Origin of the sequence: Listeria sp. ILCC797 (assembly GCF_900186185.1) — a bacterium.
Classification (GTDB): Bacteria; Bacillota; Bacilli; order Lactobacillales; family Listeriaceae; genus Listeria; species Listeria goaensis.
In genome coordinates this window covers 22,037-38,382 of the sequence record NZ_FYBS01000004.1, presented here as the reverse complement: position 1 = coordinate 38,382, position 16,346 = coordinate 22,037, and the positions used below count along the sequence as shown (strand labels likewise).

Sequence of the window (16,346 nt, the reverse complement as noted above, 5' to 3'; positions counted from 1 at the left end):
TGATTTCTTTTTTTTTCGTTGTGATGGTACAATGAGGGTAATAAAAATGAGAAGAGGTAAGGGACGATGACATCTATTTTAATTGCAGATGATGATAAGGAAATTGTCGACTTGGTCAAGCTTTACCTGCAAAATGAAGGATATGATATCCATCAGGCTTATGACGGGGCTGAGGTTTGGAGTTTGGTGAATAAAATTGATTTTTCACTGATTATATTAGATATTATGATGCCGGAAATGGACGGCTTAGAAGTTTGTCGTATGATGCGCAGTGAGGGGATTTTAACGCCAATTTTAATGTTGAGTGCGAAAGCGGAGGACAACGATAAAATTATGGGGCTTTTAACAGGTGCGGATGATTATATGATTAAACCGTTTAATCCGCTCGAACTTTCTGTGCGCGTGAAGGCGATTTTAAGGCGGATTCAAAATATGCAGTCGGTTGCAGCGGACGAAACGAATAATTTAGTCATTGGTCCAATTGAAATTAATCGGGATCAGCATATTGTGACGGTTAACCAAAAGGAACTTCATTTGACGACGTCGGAGTTTGATATTTTACATTTACTTGCGAGTGAACCAGGCCGGGTTTTTAGTTCAGAATATATCTTTGAAAAAATTTGGCAGGAGCAGGCATTTGGCGCGAGTAAAACGGTCATGGTGCATATTAGTAACTTACGCGATAAATTGCGGGAAGCGCTAGACGGGGAGAACGTGATTAAAACGATTTGGGGAGTAGGGTATAAAATTGAAATTTAAACAAATGATTGAGCGGCTCGCGCATGTAATGGGTCCTTGGCAAGTTGCTTTTTTTGCGATAATTTCATGGCTTCTAGCGGGCGTTGCTCTCCAGACGATTTTTTTGTGGGTGCAGTCGATTCGCGATGAGTCGGTGGTGCTTCGTGGTTTAAGCGATTCATTTATGGATTTATTTGGACGAGGAAAGTATAACAATGTGGTGGAGTCGCCGGTGGTTCTTTTGGCGAAATATATCATTACGCTCATCATGGCGTTACTTATTTTCTATATTTTTTACCGGTTAATGCGTCAACGGAAACTAAAGAAGCAACTGCGCACAATTAACTATGCGCTCGGGCTTGACCGTCCAGTTGATACGAAGAGTCTTGTTCCAGAAATTCGCGAGCTGGAAATGAACATTGAGAAAATGCGCTCACGTCAAGAAAATTTAATGAAACAGGAGCAAGAAGCGCAGCAAGCGAAAAACGATTTAATCACGAATGTATCACATGATTTAAGGACGCCACTCACTTCAATTTTAGGCTATTTAAGTTATATTCACGATGATCGTTACCGTGATGAAGTCGAACTCAAATACTATACCGAGCTCGTTTATGATAAAGCAAAGCACTTGCATAAGCTTATCGATGATTTATTTTCTTATACACGCTTAGAAAGTGCTGAATATACGCTGGAAAATGATCGGTTAGATATGGTCGAGCTGCTCCGCCAACTTGTCGCAGAATTTGATGGGCTTGCACGTGATAAGGGCATGGAAATCATTGAAACTTATGAGGCGGACAATTTAGTTGTGAGCGGTGACGGCAATCAGATTATGCGCCTCTTTGAAAACTTGTTTTCAAATGCCCTTAGATACGGGGAAGGCAATCAACATATCGATTTAGTTGCCCGAAAAGAAGAAGACTTTGCGGTGATTGATGTCATTAATTATGGTGAGGAAATTCCCGCGCTTGATTTGCCACATTTGTTCGACCGCTTTTATAAAGTCGATAAAAATCGTACGACGACAGGCACGGGTCTTGGCCTTGCGATTGCAAAATCAATCGTGGAACGCCACGGCGGCCTTGTGATGGCGACAAGTAAACATCATAAGACAACATTTACCGTGAAATTACCATTAATTTAAACGAGCAATTTCAAGCTCATATTGATTCAATCTTTAGCTTTTCTTTCCCATTTCTTTCCCGCGTTTTTAGCTTAAGGAAGTAAAATTTAAGCTAGGAGGGGAAAAAATGACAAAGAAAAGCTTTTTTATTATGTCGATTGCTATTTTAACGGTCATTGCTGTCTTTTATTATACTTATCAAACGAGCCCCGGATTATCCGAAAGCATTTCCTCGATACATAAATCTGAAATTTACTGTTGACAAAACAGCGTTCTAAATGTAATATGAAAAAACAGGACGCGTTTCAAGCGCGCCAATTATAATTTAATTCTTATCCAGAGTGGTGGAGGGATATGCCCGACGAAGCCCAGCAACCTAAGTAAACACTTAAGGTGCTAATTCATACAGAACAGATTGGTTCTGAAAGATGAGAAGAAAGTCGTACAACGCTAAATTCGTGCCTTTCTGCTCATGCAGGAAGGCTTTTTACATTGAGAGAAAAAGGTGAAGCGAATGATAACACTCCAAAATGTGGTAAAAGATTATGCGACAAGAAAAAATAAAGTGCGGGCGGTCGATGACGTTAGCTTGGAAATTGCAGAAGGCGAGATTTTCGGTGTCATCGGTTACTCTGGCGCGGGGAAAAGTAGTCTGATTCGACTGTTCAATGGTTTGGAACTTCCAACAGCAGGACAAGTTGACGTAAACGGCAAGGTAGTAAGCCAAATCCGCGGGAGAGAACTTCGGAAGGCTCGGCAAAAAATTGGGATGATTTTTCAGCATTTCAATTTGCTATGGTCGCGAACCGTTTTTGACAACATTGCGTTCCCACTAGAAATTGCAGGCGTACGCGGACAAAAACGAAAAAATCGTGTGAACGAACTTATCCGTTTAGTCGGACTTGAGGGTAAAGAAGATGCTTACCCGTCGGAACTGAGCGGTGGACAAAAACAGCGCGTTGGAATTGCGAGGGCACTGGCTAACGACCCAACTGTACTACTTTGTGATGAAGCGACAAGCGCACTTGATCCGCAAACGACTGATGAAGTCTTAGAGCTCCTACTAGATATTAACAAGCGTTTAAATTTGACGATTATCGTTATTACACATGAAATGCACGTTATTCGTAAAATTTGTAACCGAGTTGCCGTTATGGAAGCTGGGAAAGTGGTTGAGTTAGGCGACGTTTTAGACGTTTTCAAACATCCGAAACAGCCTGTGACGAAGCGGTTCATTGAACAAGTCACAGAATCAGATGAAACGGAAGAATTAATTCACCTACTGCTTGAAAACTATTCGGAAGGCAAGCTCGTTAAACTGCTCTTCATGAGTGAAAATGCGACAAGGCCGGTCATTTCGGAAGTCGCAAAACAACATGATGTGTCGCTAAACGTGCTTCACGGAAGCTTAACGCAAACGCAAAACGGCGCTTACGGGACGCTTTACGTGCAAATTGAAGGTAGCGACGCGGAAATTGAAAATACGATTCAGCATTTACGCGACTTGAAGATTGAAACAGAGGTGATTGAAGGATGAAGGAACTCTTCCCAGACGTTGACTGGCAACTGATGTGGGGCTACACGCAAGAAACGCTCTACATGACACTTTATTCTTTAGTTGCTGTTTTCATACTTGGTATTTTACTCGGCTTATTGCTCTTTTTAACGAATCGAAATGAAGGAATGCCTGCCAAAATTTTATATTGGATTACAGCAATACTCGTAAACGTATTCCGATCGATTCCATTCATTATCCTAATCGTGCTACTTTTACCAATGACAAAAACGCTCGTTGGAACGATTATTGGACCAAAAGCCGCACTACCCGCTTTAATTATTTCTGCTGCACCATTCTATGCCCGCATGGTAGAAATTGCTTTTAGAGAAGTAGATAAAGGTGTAATTGAGGCAGCTAAAGCGATGGGCGCAAATCTTTTCACCATCATCGGTAAAGTTTTAATTCCGGAAGCTTTGCCAGCTATCGTTTCAGGTATTACCGTCACAGCGATTTCGCTTGTTGGTTTTACGGCGATGGCAGGTGTAATCGGAGCAGGCGGACTTGGAAACGCCGCATACTTAGAAGGTTTCCAGCGAAATCAACCTGATGTCACGATAGTTGCGACAATTATCATTTTAATCATCGTATTCATCTTCCAAATCATCGGCGATTTACTCACGAAGGCAGTCGATAAAAGATAAAAAAAGGAGAGTTTAACATGAAAAAAATCTTTGGTGCAATTTTTGTTTTTAGCTTAGTTTTAGTTTTAGCCGCTTGCGGCAGTGGTTCTTCTGATAAAAAGTCATCTAGTTCTGATGGTAAGGAGTTAATCGTTGGTGCTTCCAACACGCCTCATGCGCAAATTTTGGAGCAAGCGAAGCCAATTTTGAAGAAAGAAGGAATTGAGCTTAAAATCGTCAAGTATACCGACTACGTAATGCCAAATAAAGCACTCGATGAAGGTGAACTTGATGCCAATTATTTCCAACATAAACCTTACTTAGAACTTGAAGAAAAAGAAAAAGGTTATAAATTTGCTGATGTTGGTGCAATTCATATTGAGCCAATGGGCATTTATTCCAAAAAAGTAAAAGACTTAAAAGATTTAAAAGACGGCGCGCAAATTTTACTTTCTAACAGTCAATCTGACTGGCCACGTGTTATCGGCATTTTTGTTGATGAAGGCTTGTTGACGTTAAAAGATGGCGTAAAAGCGCAAGATGCAACATTTGATGATATTAAAGACAATCCGAAAAACTTGAAATTCAAATATGATTTAGATCCAGCTTACTTGATGACTGCGTATAACAATGAGGAAGGCGATGCGGTTGCAATCAACTCAAACTTTGTAGTTGACCAAGGCTTAAACCCTACAAAAGATGCGATTGCAATTGAAAGCAAAGATTCGCCTTATGCAAATATCGTGGTAACACAAGAAAAAAATAAAGACAACAAAAACGTGAAAAAACTTGTTGAAGTTCTCCACTCAAAAGAAATCCAAGATTGGATTACAAAAGAATGGGACGGCGCTGTAGTTCCTGTTGATAAATAAACGTTAAAAGGCATTGCCAATTTGGCAATGCCTTTTTTATAAAAAATTTAAAATTTTTTTAGCCCAACTAGGGCCATTCTTTTTAAAGTGAAATGAAAATTATTTTCGTTTTATGATATTGATAAAATTATTTTTCTATAGTATATTCTATTTGAAAGCGCATACTTTATATAAAAAGAAGCAGAAGACCGAGAAGGAGGAGAATACCATGATGAATGATTTTTTACAACAAGTTAAAGGAGGATTGATTGTTTCCTGTCAAGCTCTAAAAGGAGAGCCCCTTTATAGCTCATATATCATGTCAAAAATGGCACAAGCCGCGTTAGAAGGTGGAGCAGTAGGGATTCGAGCAAACACAGTATCAGACATTAAAGCGATTCAGAAAGAAGTAGACTTACCAATTATCGGTATTTTTAAACAAGATTATCCAAATTCTGAAGTTTTTATTACACCAACTTTAAAAGAAGCACGCGCGATTTGTGAACTCGGCGTAGCAGTTCTTGCCCTAGATGCAACCACGCGAAAACGCCCACAAAGCGAACCCCTTAAAGACATCATTCAGGTGGTTAAAAGGGAGTTTCCAGACGTACTTATTATGGGCGATACCGCAAGCTTGCAAGATGTTGCTTTTGCAGAACAAGCAGGTGTAGACATCATTGGGACTACGCTGCATGGCTATACGCAAGAAACAGCAGGCTGTAACATTAGCCACAATGAATTTGCCTATTTAAAAAGCGTCTTGTCGCATACCCAATTGCCTGTTATCGCAGAAGGGAAGATAGACACGCCAGAAAAAGCGGAAAAAGTGCTCGAACTTGGCGCAAGAGCAGTCGTTGTCGGCGGGGCCATCACGCGTCCAAAAGAAATTACAGAACGATTCATTGCATCCATTAAACAAGTAAAAGGAGAGGAAGTTTAAAATGGAACAAAAAGTAAAAGTTGCCGTAATCGGGATTGGTCAAATGGGAAGTTATCACGCGGAAATTTACCAGAAGTTACCACAAGTCGAATTGGTTGCCATCTGCGAGTATAACGATGAGAAACGCGCTGAAGCTGAAAAGAAATTCAACTGCAAAGGCTACAAAGAATACCGCGATTTATTAGAAAACCCGGAAATTGATGCAGTGAGTATCGTCCTACCAGATAACATGCACCGGGAATGTGTTGAATTAGCAGTTAAAAACAACAAACATATTTTGCTTGAGAAGCCAATTGCAAAAGAACTCGAAGACGGGGAAGCCATTTATGAAATTACGAAAGATTACGATAAAGTATTTACAGTTGGTTTCTTACTAAGATTTGATCCACGCTTCAATATGGTCAAGCAGCGCCTAGATAGCGGGGAACTAGGCGATATTATCCATCTTTATTGTCGCCGTAACAGTCCGATAACGGGACCTAAACGTTACATAGGTGCATCTGACCTTAGTATGCATGTTATGATTCATGACATTGACTATATTAACTGGTATATGAATGCTAATCCGGTCAAAGTTTTTGCCAAAAGTCGTAGTGTGCTTTTAAAAGAAAGTGGTATGAATGATGTTATTTATGCGATTGTCACGTATGAAAATGGCGCCATTGCGTGTCTAGAAGCCTGTTGGGTGTTGCCAGAAAACTCGCCAACGATTATTGATGATAAATTAGAGTTAGTTGGGACAAAAGGAGTTGCTTACATCGATTCTTGTGATCAAGGTGTGAAATTTGTAAGCGGTGAAGGTGTTTCCTATCCTGATTCAAGACATTGGTACTACACGAACGGAGAAGTTAGCGGCGATTTGGCAGAGGAAGTCATGGCTTTTGTAAACAATGTTGTTAGCGGTACAAAATCCATTATTACACCAAAAGAAGCGCTTGACTCACTGCGCGTAGTAGATGCAATCGAAAGGTCTATCAAAGAAGGAAAAGAAGTAGAACTTTAAGAAAGGTACGTTTGGAAAGGGGGATTTAAATGTCCATTCATATGAAAGTTCAAAAGTTTGGAAGTAAGCTGAGCGGCATGGTGATTCCGAATCTCGGGGCATTTATGGCTTGGGGGATTTTAACCGCTATCGGCGTTGCAACCGGAAGTGAAATGCTCAAAAGCTTTATCGCACCAATGCTTAATTTCTTGCTACCATTACTCATTGCTTTCGCAGGTGGTCGTGCTGTTCATGGCTACCGTGGTGGTGTTATCGCAACTGTAGCAACGATGGGAGCAATTATTAGTTCAGATATTACAATGTTCATTGGCGCAATGATTATGGGACCACTTTCAGCTTGGATTCTCAAAAAATTTGATGAAAAAATTGACGGGAAAATTCCAACCGGTTTTGAACTATTAATCAATAACTTTTCAATTGGAATTATCGGAGCCGCTCTTGCTTTATTTGCATACGTGGCGGTGGCGCCAGCCGTAGCAAGCGTGACAACAGTTTTAGCAGAAGGTGTGGATTACCTTATCAACTATCACCTCTTGCCACTAACCGCACTCATTATCGAGCCGGCCAAAATATTATTCTTAAACAACGCCATCGGTCAAGGTATATTAAGTCCACTCGCAACCTTACAATTAGCCGAAACAGGAAAATCAGTCTTATATCTACTGGAGTCTAATCCAGGACCAGGTTTAGGCATTTTACTAGGCTATATGTTTTTTGGAAAAGGGAGTTCGCGAGCATCGTCTTACGGGGCAAGTGTCATCCACTTCTTCGGCGGGATTCACGAAATTTATTTCCCGTTCGTCCTAATGAATCCCGTTCTTATCCTGCCGCTCATTTTAGGTGGCATGACGGGGACTTTCATTTTAACGATGACAAATGCTGGCCTTGTTGGTGTCGCTTCGCCTGGAAGTATCATCACCATCATGATGATGGCAGCGCCTGGTGACCATATTAAAATCATTATTGCGGTTCTAGCGGCGGCGCTTGTCACATTCTTAACTGCTATTCCGTTCATCAAACGCGCGAAAAACAGTGAAGAAGCCTTGCAAGAAGCAGCTGTGCAAATGGAAAGCTTGAAAGGTAAAAAAAGCAGTATTTCATCCGTGTTTGCCGAAAAAGAACCAGCAAGTTTTGATTTTAGTAAGGTGAAAAGGATCGCTTATGCATGTGATGCCGGCTTGGGTTCTAGCGCAATGGGAGCCTCTGTTCTACAGAAAAAAGTGAAAAATGCAGGTTTAGATGACATCAAAGTATTCCATATTGCGGTAAATGAATTGCCGACAGAGTGTGATATCATCGTGACACATAAATCACTGATGGAACGAGTGCGCGAGAAACAGCCGGGCGTTTATTATGTGGAAATAGTGGACTACTTGAACGCGCCAGAATATGCGGAACTCATTCAAAACTTAGTAGATAGTCGCAAAGAAAAATAACTGATTTGGGAGGAAAATACATTTTCCTTCCAAATTTTATCTGTTTCTAGGAGGGAAATTATGCTAAAAGCGGTCATTATGGATTTTGACGGGGTAATCGTTGATACAGAAGTAATCTGGTATGAGATTTTTCAAGAATGGTTCAAAAAAGAGCTCGATTATGATGTATCTGTTGAGGAATTTTTAATTTGTGTAGGCGCAAATGATCAAGCGTTCTTTCAAAAACTTGCAAATGAAAAAAATATAACGGTAAATCAAGAGGTATTCGCCAAAGAAACAAGCGCGCTTTTTTTGGAAAGAAGTAAAGCATTGCCGGCTAAAGAAGGGGTGGTTGCTTTTATTGAAGCGGTGAAAGAGTACGGCTTGAAATTGGCTTTAGCTACATCATCTAAGCGGGCCAAGCCGACTTCGCATTTGACGCGTTTGGGCTTAATCGATTATTTTGATGTCATTGTTACGGCGGAGGATGTGGAGCGAATTAAGCCGGCGCCTGACTTGTTTTTAGAGGCGGCTAGGCAGCTCGCGGTTGAACCTGGCGAGGCGGTTATCATTGAGGATTCGAAAAATGGACTTATTGCGGGAAATCAGGCGGGTATGCCGGTCATTGTTGTGCCAAATGAGGTGACCAAATACAGTGATTTAACTCCCCATTATCAAATCATTGATTCTTTAGCACAATTACATGTAGGTCAGTTGAAAAAAGAGGTGGATAAAATTGTTAATGGATAATGTAAAGCTTGAGGATATTGAAATTGGTGTTTCGGCAGAAAACTTTGAAGAGGCAATCCGAAAATCTGCTGAAAAACTTTTAGCAAGAGGCGCCATTGAAGCTTCGTACGTCGAAGCAATGATTCGTTCAATGCACGAAAACGGACCTTATATTGTGATTGCCAAAAATGTCGCTCTCGCACATGCTAGGCCGGAATTTGGGGTGAATAAAGCAGGACTCACTTTTTCTACAATGAAAGAAGGGGTTGTGTTTGGCAGTGAAATGTTTGATCCGGTAAAACTTGTGATCACGCTTGCGGCAACGAGTGCGGACGATCATTTGGAGCTGCTCGGGGAACTTGCGGAGGTGCTTATGGAGGAAGAGCGTGTTTTGCGGTTAATTGATGCCAAAACGGAAGCGGCCTTTTATGAGGTGCTTACAGAGGGGTGACGATTGTGGCGGAATATTTGTGTATGGATATTGGTGGTACGGCTATTAAGTTTGCGAAGTTTAGTGAGTCGGGTGAGCGTCTTACGCCGGTTCAAATGGTGCAAACGAGACTGACGAAGACGGAAAATTTTATTATGGAAGCTGTGCTAGACATTGTGGCTAAAAATAAGGTCGGGATTTCGGGCGTTGCGGTTTCGTCTGCAGGCGTTGTGGATACGGAGCGCGGCGAAATTAGTTATGCGGGCTACACGATTCCGGGGTATACGGGGACGAAAATAAAAGAGCGAATTGAAGAGGCGCATCAATTGTCATGCCAAGTTGAAAATGATGTGAATTGTGCGGCGCTTGGTGAGTTTTATTTAGGGGGCGCTAAAAATTTCAAGTCCGTTTTATGTTTGACGATTGGCACGGGTATTGGCGGCGCCTTTTTAGCAGACGGCAAATTGCTTCGCGGCGCTTCAAATCGTGCTCTCGAAATTGGATATATGGGCGTTAATGGCAAGCATTTCCAAGAACTTGCGGCAACAAGCGAACTCATTCGGCAAGCGAGTTTGGTAACGGGTGAGGTTAATTTGACGGGGAAATCAATTATGAAACGCGCGCTAAACGGCGATAGTGAAATTCAAAAGATTGTCGATGTTTGGATTTGCAATCTGGCAGCGGGTCTTGTAAATTTAATTTATGTTTTAAATCCTGAAGTTATCATTTTAGGCGGTGGCATTATGGAACAAAAAACATATTTTAAACCTCGAATTGAAACGGCCGTTTTAGACCAGTTAGTGTCTGATTCATTTAACACGGCAAAAATCGAGTTTGCAACGCTTGGGAATGAAGCGGGCATGGTCGGGGCGCTTTACCATTTTTTAAGTAGAGAAGGTCGTGTGTGATGAATATTTTGCAGAAAATCCAGCAAATGTATAATGTTTTACCTTTAAAAGAGCGGAAAATTGCTAAATATATTTTGGAGGAAAGCAACTCGATTAAAAATATTACGATTACGAATTTGTCGAAGAAAACGGGAGCGTCAAGCGCGACAATTACACGTTTTTGTAAGCGGCTTGGCTGTGAAAGTTTTGTTGATTTGAAAATAAAAATCAACACGGCAACAACAGATTTGCCACCAGCGGGTTATGAAGATATTTTTGAAGATGTGTATTCGTTTTATCATAAAGTGATTGACAATACAGTGAAAATGATTGATAAAGCTGAAATTCGCAAAGTCGTTAATTTAATTCGTGAAGCTGGACGTGTCTATATTTGTGGCTTAGGCAGCTCCGGACTTACGGCCATCGAAATGTCGCAACGCTTCATTCGCATGGGATTAAACGCAACAGGTCTCAATGAGTCACACATGATGATTATTACGGGCGCGATTACGAAGCCTTCCGATATTGTAATCGGGATTTCAAATTCTGGCAACACGAGCGAACTCATTAGCACGCTAAAAAAAGCAAAAGAAAACGGCAGCAAGATCATTACGTTCACGAGTTTTGAAAAAAATGAAATGGTCGAGCTTAGCGACATTAACATTCCAGTCTACAACAGCCTTTTTGTGAGCAACCAATATTTTGTCAATAGTCAGTTTTCGCTTATGTATGTGATGGACATTATTTCCCTTATGCTACTCGAAGACCATAAAATGCATGAAAATATGGAAAAAACAATCCATACCGTCAACAAAGAGTTCTATTAAAAAAAACGCGCTTTCGTAAAATCGAAAGCGCGTTTTTTAGTGCTATTTATTATTTTCAATTTGCAAATACGATTTTAATCCATCTGAGATGACTTTATCAAGCTCTTTCTTTGTGACGATTTCATCGCTTGACGGAATGGCAGGTACTTTTTCGTATGGTAACCAATTTAATTCAGTCGTTATATTAAAATGATCATTGTTCGCTTTGTTTTCATAATCCGTGTCGAGCGTTAGTTTGCTAATCCCATAGTCCGAGTCGGGTACAAGTTTCATACGAATGTCTAGTTTGCGATTTTTGTCAGCATTTAGCTTTTTAAAATAAGCGCGCACGCTATTTTGATAGTTTTGCCATTCTTTTTTTGCAGTGATTGTCGACTCATCGTTTTGTCCCGAGAGAAGGTTTACAATGGCGTTGTTTTTATCCCAAGCTGTAAGTAGCTTATCGGATAAGGTGACGAAATCTTCTTTATGGATAGAAATTTCAACCGTACCATCTTCATTTGTTTTAAAGCGGTCATCATCCAGTTGGTTCATAAATTCATATAAAGCAATACCGGTTTCTTTTTCCAACTCATTGATTTGTTTCGCTTGTTTTTGAACCGTTTTTTTATCAATTGGTTGGTTGGAAATATTTTGTAGAGCAGAGTAAAAATCAAGATATTTTCCTTGCAAATCTTCATTTTTATCCAAAACAGTGTGATAGACTTGTTTAGACGTTTGGCCTAGCGCATCTTCAATATTTGGGTCGATTGTGTAGAAAATATCAACTGGAATATAAATGAGTCCGTTACGGTTATTTTGGAGCGACTGAACATGCAGTGAATAATTGCTCCAGTGCACATTGGCGTCCATTCCAGAAGTTTGAAGCATTGTATCAGCAGAAATTTTTAAGTCTACTTCTGTTGTATTTAAGTCGTTTATCCCAAGCTTCTCCGTGTAGTTGGAAGATACTTCATTAACTTTGACCTTGGTATCTATTGTAAATTGTTTATTTGCACTTAGTTTTTTCATGGCATTTGTAAAGTCTGACTTGGGAGAGCTGCACCCTTGTAACGAGAGAAATAGCAATAGTAGGCCGATACCTATTATTACTTTTTTCATAAAAAATCTCCTCCGATGAATAATATTACAGAATTAAAGTATTGTTTCAAAAATATTACGTTAGCTTAACGATAACATATCACACCCTATTAGACAACCTCTTTTTTCTGATGAAATTGAAATTTTGTGTAGGTAGAATGAATTTTCGACTAAAAGATAAGGAATAAATTCTCAAATAAGAAGTAAAAAATGATAATTTAAACCGAGGTGGAAAAATTGCCTTGTTCATAGTAAAATGAAGGATAGAAGATAAATTGTGCAGTTTTTTATAGTTGTAATCAAATTAGAATTATACTAAACTAGGACTATGCGAGATTGCATGTAAAACAAACTGGGGAGGGTATTTTGAATGTCAACACTTAAGATTGAAGATTTATACGTTGAAATAGAAGGAAAAGAAATTTTAAAAGGTGTTAACCTTGAAATTTCAACTGGAGAAATTCATGCCATAATGGGGCCAAACGGTACAGGGAAGTCGACACTTTCGGCTGCGATTATGGGGCATCCTAAATATGAAGTAACAAAAGGACGTATTACGCTAGACGGAGAAGATGTGCTCGAAATGGAAGTCGATGAGCGCGCACGTGCTGGTCTGTTTTTAGCGATGCAATACCCAAGTGAAATTAGCGGCGTTACAAATGCTGAATTTATTCGCACAGCGATTAACAGCAGACGTGAAGAAGGAAAAGAAATTCCACTTATGCAGTTTATTCGTAAACTAGATGAGAAGATGGAACTTTTAGATATGGACGAAGAAATGGCTGAACGCTATTTAAATGAAGGATTTTCTGGCGGTGAAAAGAAACGCAATGAAATTCTCCAACTCCTTATGATTGAACCTGAAATTGCGATTTTAGATGAGATTGACTCGGGCCTTGATATTGATGCACTTAAAGTCGTTTCAAAAGGCGTCAATGCAATGCGCGGCGAAGGTTTTGGCTGCCTGATTATCACGCATTATCAGCGTTTACTAAACTATATCGAGCCTGATTTTGTGCATGTAATGATGCAAGGAAAAGTCGTGAAAGAAGGCGGCGCTGAACTTGCTAAACGTTTAGAAGCAGAGGGTTATGATTGGATTAAGCAAGAGCTTGGCATTGAATTCGAAGAGGAAGAAGACGTAGTCGAAAAATAAGGAAAGTGGGGTTAAAATCATGACAGAAAATGTAATTGTAAAGGATGATTTTATCCGCGCCTTTTCTGAACATGCTAGCGAACCAGCTTTTTTAACCGAAAGTCGCTTGGCAGCTTGGAAATTAGCAAGTGAACTTGACTTGCCATTTGTGGATAAAACGAAGATTGAACGCTGGAATTTTACGGAGTTTGATACGTTTGAAGGAGCTAGTACGGGGCTTTCAAACGAAGCTTTAGCTGAAAAGGTAACCAACTTGGTTGATTTAAATAAAGCGGATGCGAACTATTATGTGCAAGTGGATGCGCGTCCGGCAAGATTACAACTTAGCAAGGAGCTGCAAGAACAAGGCGTTATTTTAACGGACATTGTGACGGCAGCCAAAGAACACCCAGATCTTTTTAAACAATATTTTATGAACGAAGCGGTTCAAGTAGACGAACATAAGTTGACGGCGTTTCATGCGGCACTTGTGAATGGCGGTGTATTTTTATACGTGCCGAAGAACGTGGAAATCAGTGAGCCAATTCAAACGATTTTTGTGCAACAAGATGCGAAAAAACCGCTCGTTAATCACGTTTTAGTTGTGGCGGACGACAATAGTTCGGTGACTTACGTGGAAAACTATGTTTCGCTTGACGCGGAAGGCACTGGAATTGCAAATATTGTGGAGGAAGTCATCGCGAATCGCAATGCGCGAATTACATTTGGTGCGGTAGACAACCTTTCAAAAGGCGTTACGACGTATATGAATCGTCGCGGTCATATTGGTGCGGATTCAACCATTGAATGGGCACTTGGTCTAATGAATGACGGCGACACCATCAATGAAAATATCACGAATTTAATGGGTGATGGCTCAACTGGCGATGTGAAGACGGTGACGGTTGGTCGTTTCAAGCAGACCCAAAACGTGACGACAAGAGTGACTCATTACGGGAAAGCCTCCACTGGGACTATTTTATCCCACGGTGTCATGAAAGATAAGGCGACGACGATTTTTAACGGTATTGGACATATTAAGCACGGCGCTTCGAAGTCTGATGCGCAGCAAGAGTCGCGTGTTCTGATGCTGAGTAAAGGTGCGCGTGGTGACGCGAATCCGATTCTCCTAATTGATGAGAATGACGTTGTCGCGGGGCACGCTGCTTCGGTTGGTCGTGTTGACCCAGTTCAACTGTTCTATTTGATGAGCCGCGGCATTTCGAAGCAGGAAGCGGAGCGCCTTGTAATTCACGGGTTCCTTGATCCTGTTGTGAAACAATTGCCAATTGAAGGCGTGAAAGTGATGCTGAAGGAAGTTATCGAAGGGAAAGTGCGCTAAATGAAAGATTTCGCCAAAATTCGTTCTGACTTTAAAATTCTTGAGCAGGAAGTGAATGGGAAACCGCTTGTTTACTTTGATAATGCGGCGACTGCGCAAAAGCCGAAACAGGTTATTGACGCGCTCACGCATTATTATGAAGCAGACAATGCGAACGTTCATCGCGGTGTGCATACGCTTGCTGGCCGGGCAACGGATGCTTACGAGGGTGCGCGTGAGAAAGTGCGGGCATTCATTGGGGCGAGCCATGTGCAGGAAATTATTTTTACGCGTGGTACGACGACGGCACTTAATTTGGTAGCGGATAGCTACGGGGCGGCGAATGTTTCTAGCGGGGACGAGATTGTTATTTCACACCTTGAACACCACAGCAACTTCATTCCGTGGCAGCAGCTTGCAAAGCGCACAGGTGCGACACTGAAATTTATCGAACTCGAACAAGATGGAACCATTTCTGTTGAAAAAGCGGCTTCCGTGATTGGCGCTAAAACGAAAATTGTCGCCTTGGCGCATGTTTCAAACGTGCTCGGTACGGTGACGCCGATTTCTGAAATCGCTCAAATCGCGCATCGCCACGGGGCAGTCATCGTGGTTGACGGGGCGCAAGCCGTTCCGCACATGGCCGTCGATGTAGGTGCGCTCGATGTGGATTTCTATGCGTTCTCAGGGCATAAAATGATGGCGCCAACTGGAACCGGCGTTTTATACGGAAAAAAAGCACTTTTAGAAAAAATGGCGCCGACTGAGTTTGGTGGCGAAATGATTGATTTCGTTGAACTGTATGATTCGACGTGGAAAGAGTTGCCGTGGAAATTTGAAGCCGGCACACCAACGATTGGCGGACAAATTGCGCTTGGTGCGGCGGTGGATTATTTGACAGAAATCGGCATGGATGCGGTTCATGCATATGAGCAGGAGCTTGTCAGCTATGCGCTCACCGAAATGCAAAAAATTTCTGGCATTACCATTTACGGCTCGCTAGATGCGCATAAGCGCGCAGGTCTTGTGACGTTCAATTTGGACGGCGTTCATCCACACGACCTTGCCACAGTCCTTGACGAAGAAGGTATCGCCGTTCGGGCCGGGCACCACTGTGCGCAACCACTCATGAAATGGCTTGGCGTGAACTCAACGGCTCGCGCAAGTTTCTATATTTATAACACAAAAGAAGAAATTGATCTTTTCATTCAAGGATTAAAGTTAACGAAGGAGTATTTTGGCTTATGAGCAGTCGCAAATTAGACGGTCTATACAGACAAGTGATTATGGATCACTACAAGAACCCTCGGAATAAAGGGGAGTTAGCCGGGTCAAACGTCACAATAGACTTAAACAACCCGACATGTGGTGATGAAATTCATTTGCACTTGAAAATAGATGACAATAAAATTACAGCTGCCAGCTTTACGGGAAGTGGATGTTCCATTTCGATGGCAAGTGCTTCCATGATGACAGAAAGTGTCATTGGGCATACGGAAGACGAAGCGCTTGAAATGTCTCACCAGTTTTCCGAAATGGTCCAAGGACACGAACATGAAGCGATAGATGAATTTGGTGACGTGGAAGCCCTAGCAGGCGTCGCAAAATTTCCAGCACGAATTAAATGTGCGACCCTAGCATGGAAAGCCATGGAGCGGGCCATTCACGAAAGCGAAAATCGTTAAA

General features: G+C 41.4%; 18 protein-coding genes and 1 riboswitch. Of the genes, 17 read left to right on the top strand and 1 reads right to left on the bottom strand.

The annotated features are described in order from the left end of the window. Positions 1 to 66 precede the first annotated feature (66 nt). The 13 genes from BN1609_RS05265 (at position 67) to BN1609_RS05210 (ending at position 11,124) form a co-directional block, all read left to right on the top strand. On the top strand, positions 67 to 759 hold the full coding sequence (locus BN1609_RS05265; protein ID WP_088810319.1) for a response regulator transcription factor: 693 nt from the start codon (positions 67 to 69) through the stop codon (positions 757 to 759). Beyond that, positions 743 to 1,885 (top strand): cell wall metabolism sensor histidine kinase WalK, encoded by a 1,143-nt coding sequence (locus BN1609_RS05260; protein ID WP_240310311.1) that lies wholly within the window; start codon positions 743 to 745, stop codon positions 1,883 to 1,885. The genes BN1609_RS05265 and BN1609_RS05260 overlap by 17 nt, the downstream gene beginning before the upstream one ends. Positions 1,886 to 1,991: 106 nt before the next feature. Further along, complete coding sequence (locus tag BN1609_RS14065; protein WP_255377318.1) at positions 1,992 to 2,126, top strand: hypothetical protein; 135 nt, start codon at positions 1,992 to 1,994, stop codon at positions 2,124 to 2,126. Positions 2,127 to 2,193: 67 nt separating this feature from the next. Continuing rightward, positions 2,194 to 2,299, top strand: a riboswitch (SAM riboswitch). Positions 2,300 to 2,378: 79 nt separating this feature from the next. Further along, a complete protein-coding gene (locus BN1609_RS05255) occupies positions 2,379 to 3,401 on the top strand; it encodes a methionine ABC transporter ATP-binding protein (protein ID WP_088810323.1) in 1,023 nt (340 codons plus the stop codon). Further along, positions 3,398 to 4,063, top strand: coding sequence for a methionine ABC transporter permease (locus BN1609_RS05250; protein WP_088810325.1), 666 nt, complete (start codon positions 3,398 to 3,400; stop codon positions 4,061 to 4,063). The genes BN1609_RS05255 and BN1609_RS05250 overlap by 4 nt, the downstream gene beginning before the upstream one ends. A 17-nt stretch (positions 4,064 to 4,080) precedes the next feature. After that, positions 4,081 to 4,914, top strand: coding sequence for a MetQ/NlpA family ABC transporter substrate-binding protein (locus BN1609_RS05245; protein WP_088810326.1), 834 nt, complete (start codon positions 4,081 to 4,083; stop codon positions 4,912 to 4,914). Between the two features lie 208 nt (positions 4,915 to 5,122). Then, a complete protein-coding gene (locus BN1609_RS05240) occupies positions 5,123 to 5,833 on the top strand; it encodes an N-acetylmannosamine-6-phosphate 2-epimerase (protein WP_088840590.1) in 711 nt (236 codons plus the stop codon). A gap of 1 nt (position 5,834) precedes the next feature. Continuing rightward, positions 5,835 to 6,836: a Gfo/Idh/MocA family protein gene (locus BN1609_RS05235; RefSeq protein ID WP_088810330.1), complete on the top strand. Its 1,002-nt coding sequence runs from the start codon at positions 5,835 to 5,837 to the stop codon at positions 6,834 to 6,836. Between the two features lie 29 nt (positions 6,837 to 6,865). Next, positions 6,866 to 8,272: a PTS mannitol transporter subunit IICB gene (locus BN1609_RS05230; RefSeq protein WP_088810332.1), complete on the top strand. Its 1,407-nt coding sequence runs from the start codon at positions 6,866 to 6,868 to the stop codon at positions 8,270 to 8,272. Positions 8,273 to 8,332: 60 nt separating this feature from the next. Continuing rightward, positions 8,333 to 9,001 (top strand): HAD family phosphatase, encoded by a 669-nt coding sequence (locus tag BN1609_RS05225; protein ID WP_088840589.1) that lies wholly within the window; start codon positions 8,333 to 8,335, stop codon positions 8,999 to 9,001. Further along, positions 8,988 to 9,431, top strand: a complete 444-nt coding sequence (locus BN1609_RS05220) for a PTS sugar transporter subunit IIA (RefSeq protein ID WP_088810335.1) — start codon at positions 8,988 to 8,990, stop codon at positions 9,429 to 9,431. Before BN1609_RS05225 ends, BN1609_RS05220 begins: the two co-directional genes overlap by 14 nt. Before the next feature lie 5 nt (positions 9,432 to 9,436). Then, positions 9,437 to 10,318: an ROK family protein gene (locus BN1609_RS05215; RefSeq protein ID WP_088840645.1), complete on the top strand. Its 882-nt coding sequence runs from the start codon at positions 9,437 to 9,439 to the stop codon at positions 10,316 to 10,318. After that, positions 10,318 to 11,124, top strand: a complete 807-nt coding sequence (locus BN1609_RS05210) for a MurR/RpiR family transcriptional regulator (protein WP_088810336.1) — start codon at positions 10,318 to 10,320, stop codon at positions 11,122 to 11,124. Before BN1609_RS05215 ends, BN1609_RS05210 begins: the two co-directional genes overlap by 1 nt. Before the next feature lie 42 nt (positions 11,125 to 11,166). Here the strand turns inward: BN1609_RS05210 and BN1609_RS05205 are convergent, their stop codons facing one another. Then, positions 11,167 to 12,225, bottom strand: coding sequence for a hypothetical protein (locus BN1609_RS05205; RefSeq protein WP_088815608.1), 1,059 nt, complete (start codon positions 12,223 to 12,225; stop codon positions 11,167 to 11,169). Between the two features lie 349 nt (positions 12,226 to 12,574). Between BN1609_RS05205 and sufC the strand changes: the two genes are divergently transcribed. Genes sufC through sufU form a run of 4 tightly spaced genes read left to right on the top strand, consistent with a single transcriptional unit; the run spans position 12,575 to position 16,345 of the window. After that, entirely contained in the window at positions 12,575 to 13,360 is a 786-nt protein-coding gene (gene sufC, locus BN1609_RS05200) for a Fe-S cluster assembly ATPase SufC (RefSeq protein ID WP_088810338.1), read from the top strand. 19 nt (positions 13,361 to 13,379) lie between these two features. Continuing rightward, the gene (sufD, locus tag BN1609_RS05195) at positions 13,380 to 14,681 is read left to right on the top strand and encodes a Fe-S cluster assembly protein SufD (RefSeq protein WP_088810339.1); all 1,302 of its coding nucleotides are present in this window, start codon (positions 13,380 to 13,382) and stop codon (positions 14,679 to 14,681) included. Further along, on the top strand, positions 14,682 to 15,908 hold the full coding sequence (locus BN1609_RS05190) for a cysteine desulfurase (protein WP_088825366.1): 1,227 nt from the start codon (positions 14,682 to 14,684) through the stop codon (positions 15,906 to 15,908). Next, on the top strand, positions 15,905 to 16,345 hold the full coding sequence (gene sufU / locus BN1609_RS05185; RefSeq protein ID WP_088810341.1) for a Fe-S cluster assembly sulfur transfer protein SufU: 441 nt from the start codon (positions 15,905 to 15,907) through the stop codon (positions 16,343 to 16,345). The genes BN1609_RS05190 and sufU overlap by 4 nt, the downstream gene beginning before the upstream one ends. The last annotated feature ends 1 nt before the right edge of the window (position 16,346 follow it).

What these genes read in the sequence shown, in the direction of transcription:
- BN1609_RS14065 (WP_255377318.1), top strand. Translation starts at nt 1,992, where the DNA reads ATGACAAAGAAAAGCTTTTTTATTATGTCGATTGCTATTTTAACGGTC.
- BN1609_RS05225 (WP_088840589.1), top strand. Translation starts at nt 8,333, where the DNA reads ATGCTAAAAGCGGTCATTATGGATTTTGACGGGGTAATCGTTGATACA.
- BN1609_RS05205 (WP_088815608.1), bottom strand. Translation starts at nt 12,225, where the DNA reads ATGAAAAAAGTAATAATAGGTATCGGCCTACTATTGCTATTTCTCTCG.
- sufD (WP_088810339.1), top strand. Translation starts at nt 13,380, where the DNA reads ATGACAGAAAATGTAATTGTAAAGGATGATTTTATCCGCGCCTTTTCT.
- BN1609_RS05210 (WP_088810336.1), top strand. Translation starts at nt 10,318, where the DNA reads ATGAATATTTTGCAGAAAATCCAGCAAATGTATAATGTTTTACCTTTA.
- BN1609_RS05235 (WP_088810330.1), top strand. Translation starts at nt 5,835, where the DNA reads ATGGAACAAAAAGTAAAAGTTGCCGTAATCGGGATTGGTCAAATGGGA.
- sufU (WP_088810341.1), top strand. Translation starts at nt 15,905, where the DNA reads ATGAGCAGTCGCAAATTAGACGGTCTATACAGACAAGTGATTATGGAT.
- BN1609_RS05265 (WP_088810319.1), top strand. Translation starts at nt 67, where the DNA reads ATGACATCTATTTTAATTGCAGATGATGATAAGGAAATTGTCGACTTG.
- BN1609_RS05245 (WP_088810326.1), top strand. Translation starts at nt 4,081, where the DNA reads ATGAAAAAAATCTTTGGTGCAATTTTTGTTTTTAGCTTAGTTTTAGTT.
- BN1609_RS05255 (WP_088810323.1), top strand. Translation starts at nt 2,379, where the DNA reads ATGATAACACTCCAAAATGTGGTAAAAGATTATGCGACAAGAAAAAAT.
- BN1609_RS05190 (WP_088825366.1), top strand. Translation starts at nt 14,682, where the DNA reads ATGAAAGATTTCGCCAAAATTCGTTCTGACTTTAAAATTCTTGAGCAG.
- BN1609_RS05240 (WP_088840590.1), top strand. Translation starts at nt 5,123, where the DNA reads ATGATGAATGATTTTTTACAACAAGTTAAAGGAGGATTGATTGTTTCC.
- BN1609_RS05230 (WP_088810332.1), top strand. Translation starts at nt 6,866, where the DNA reads ATGTCCATTCATATGAAAGTTCAAAAGTTTGGAAGTAAGCTGAGCGGC.
- BN1609_RS05250 (WP_088810325.1), top strand. Translation starts at nt 3,398, where the DNA reads ATGAAGGAACTCTTCCCAGACGTTGACTGGCAACTGATGTGGGGCTAC.
- sufC (WP_088810338.1), top strand. Translation starts at nt 12,575, where the DNA reads ATGTCAACACTTAAGATTGAAGATTTATACGTTGAAATAGAAGGAAAA.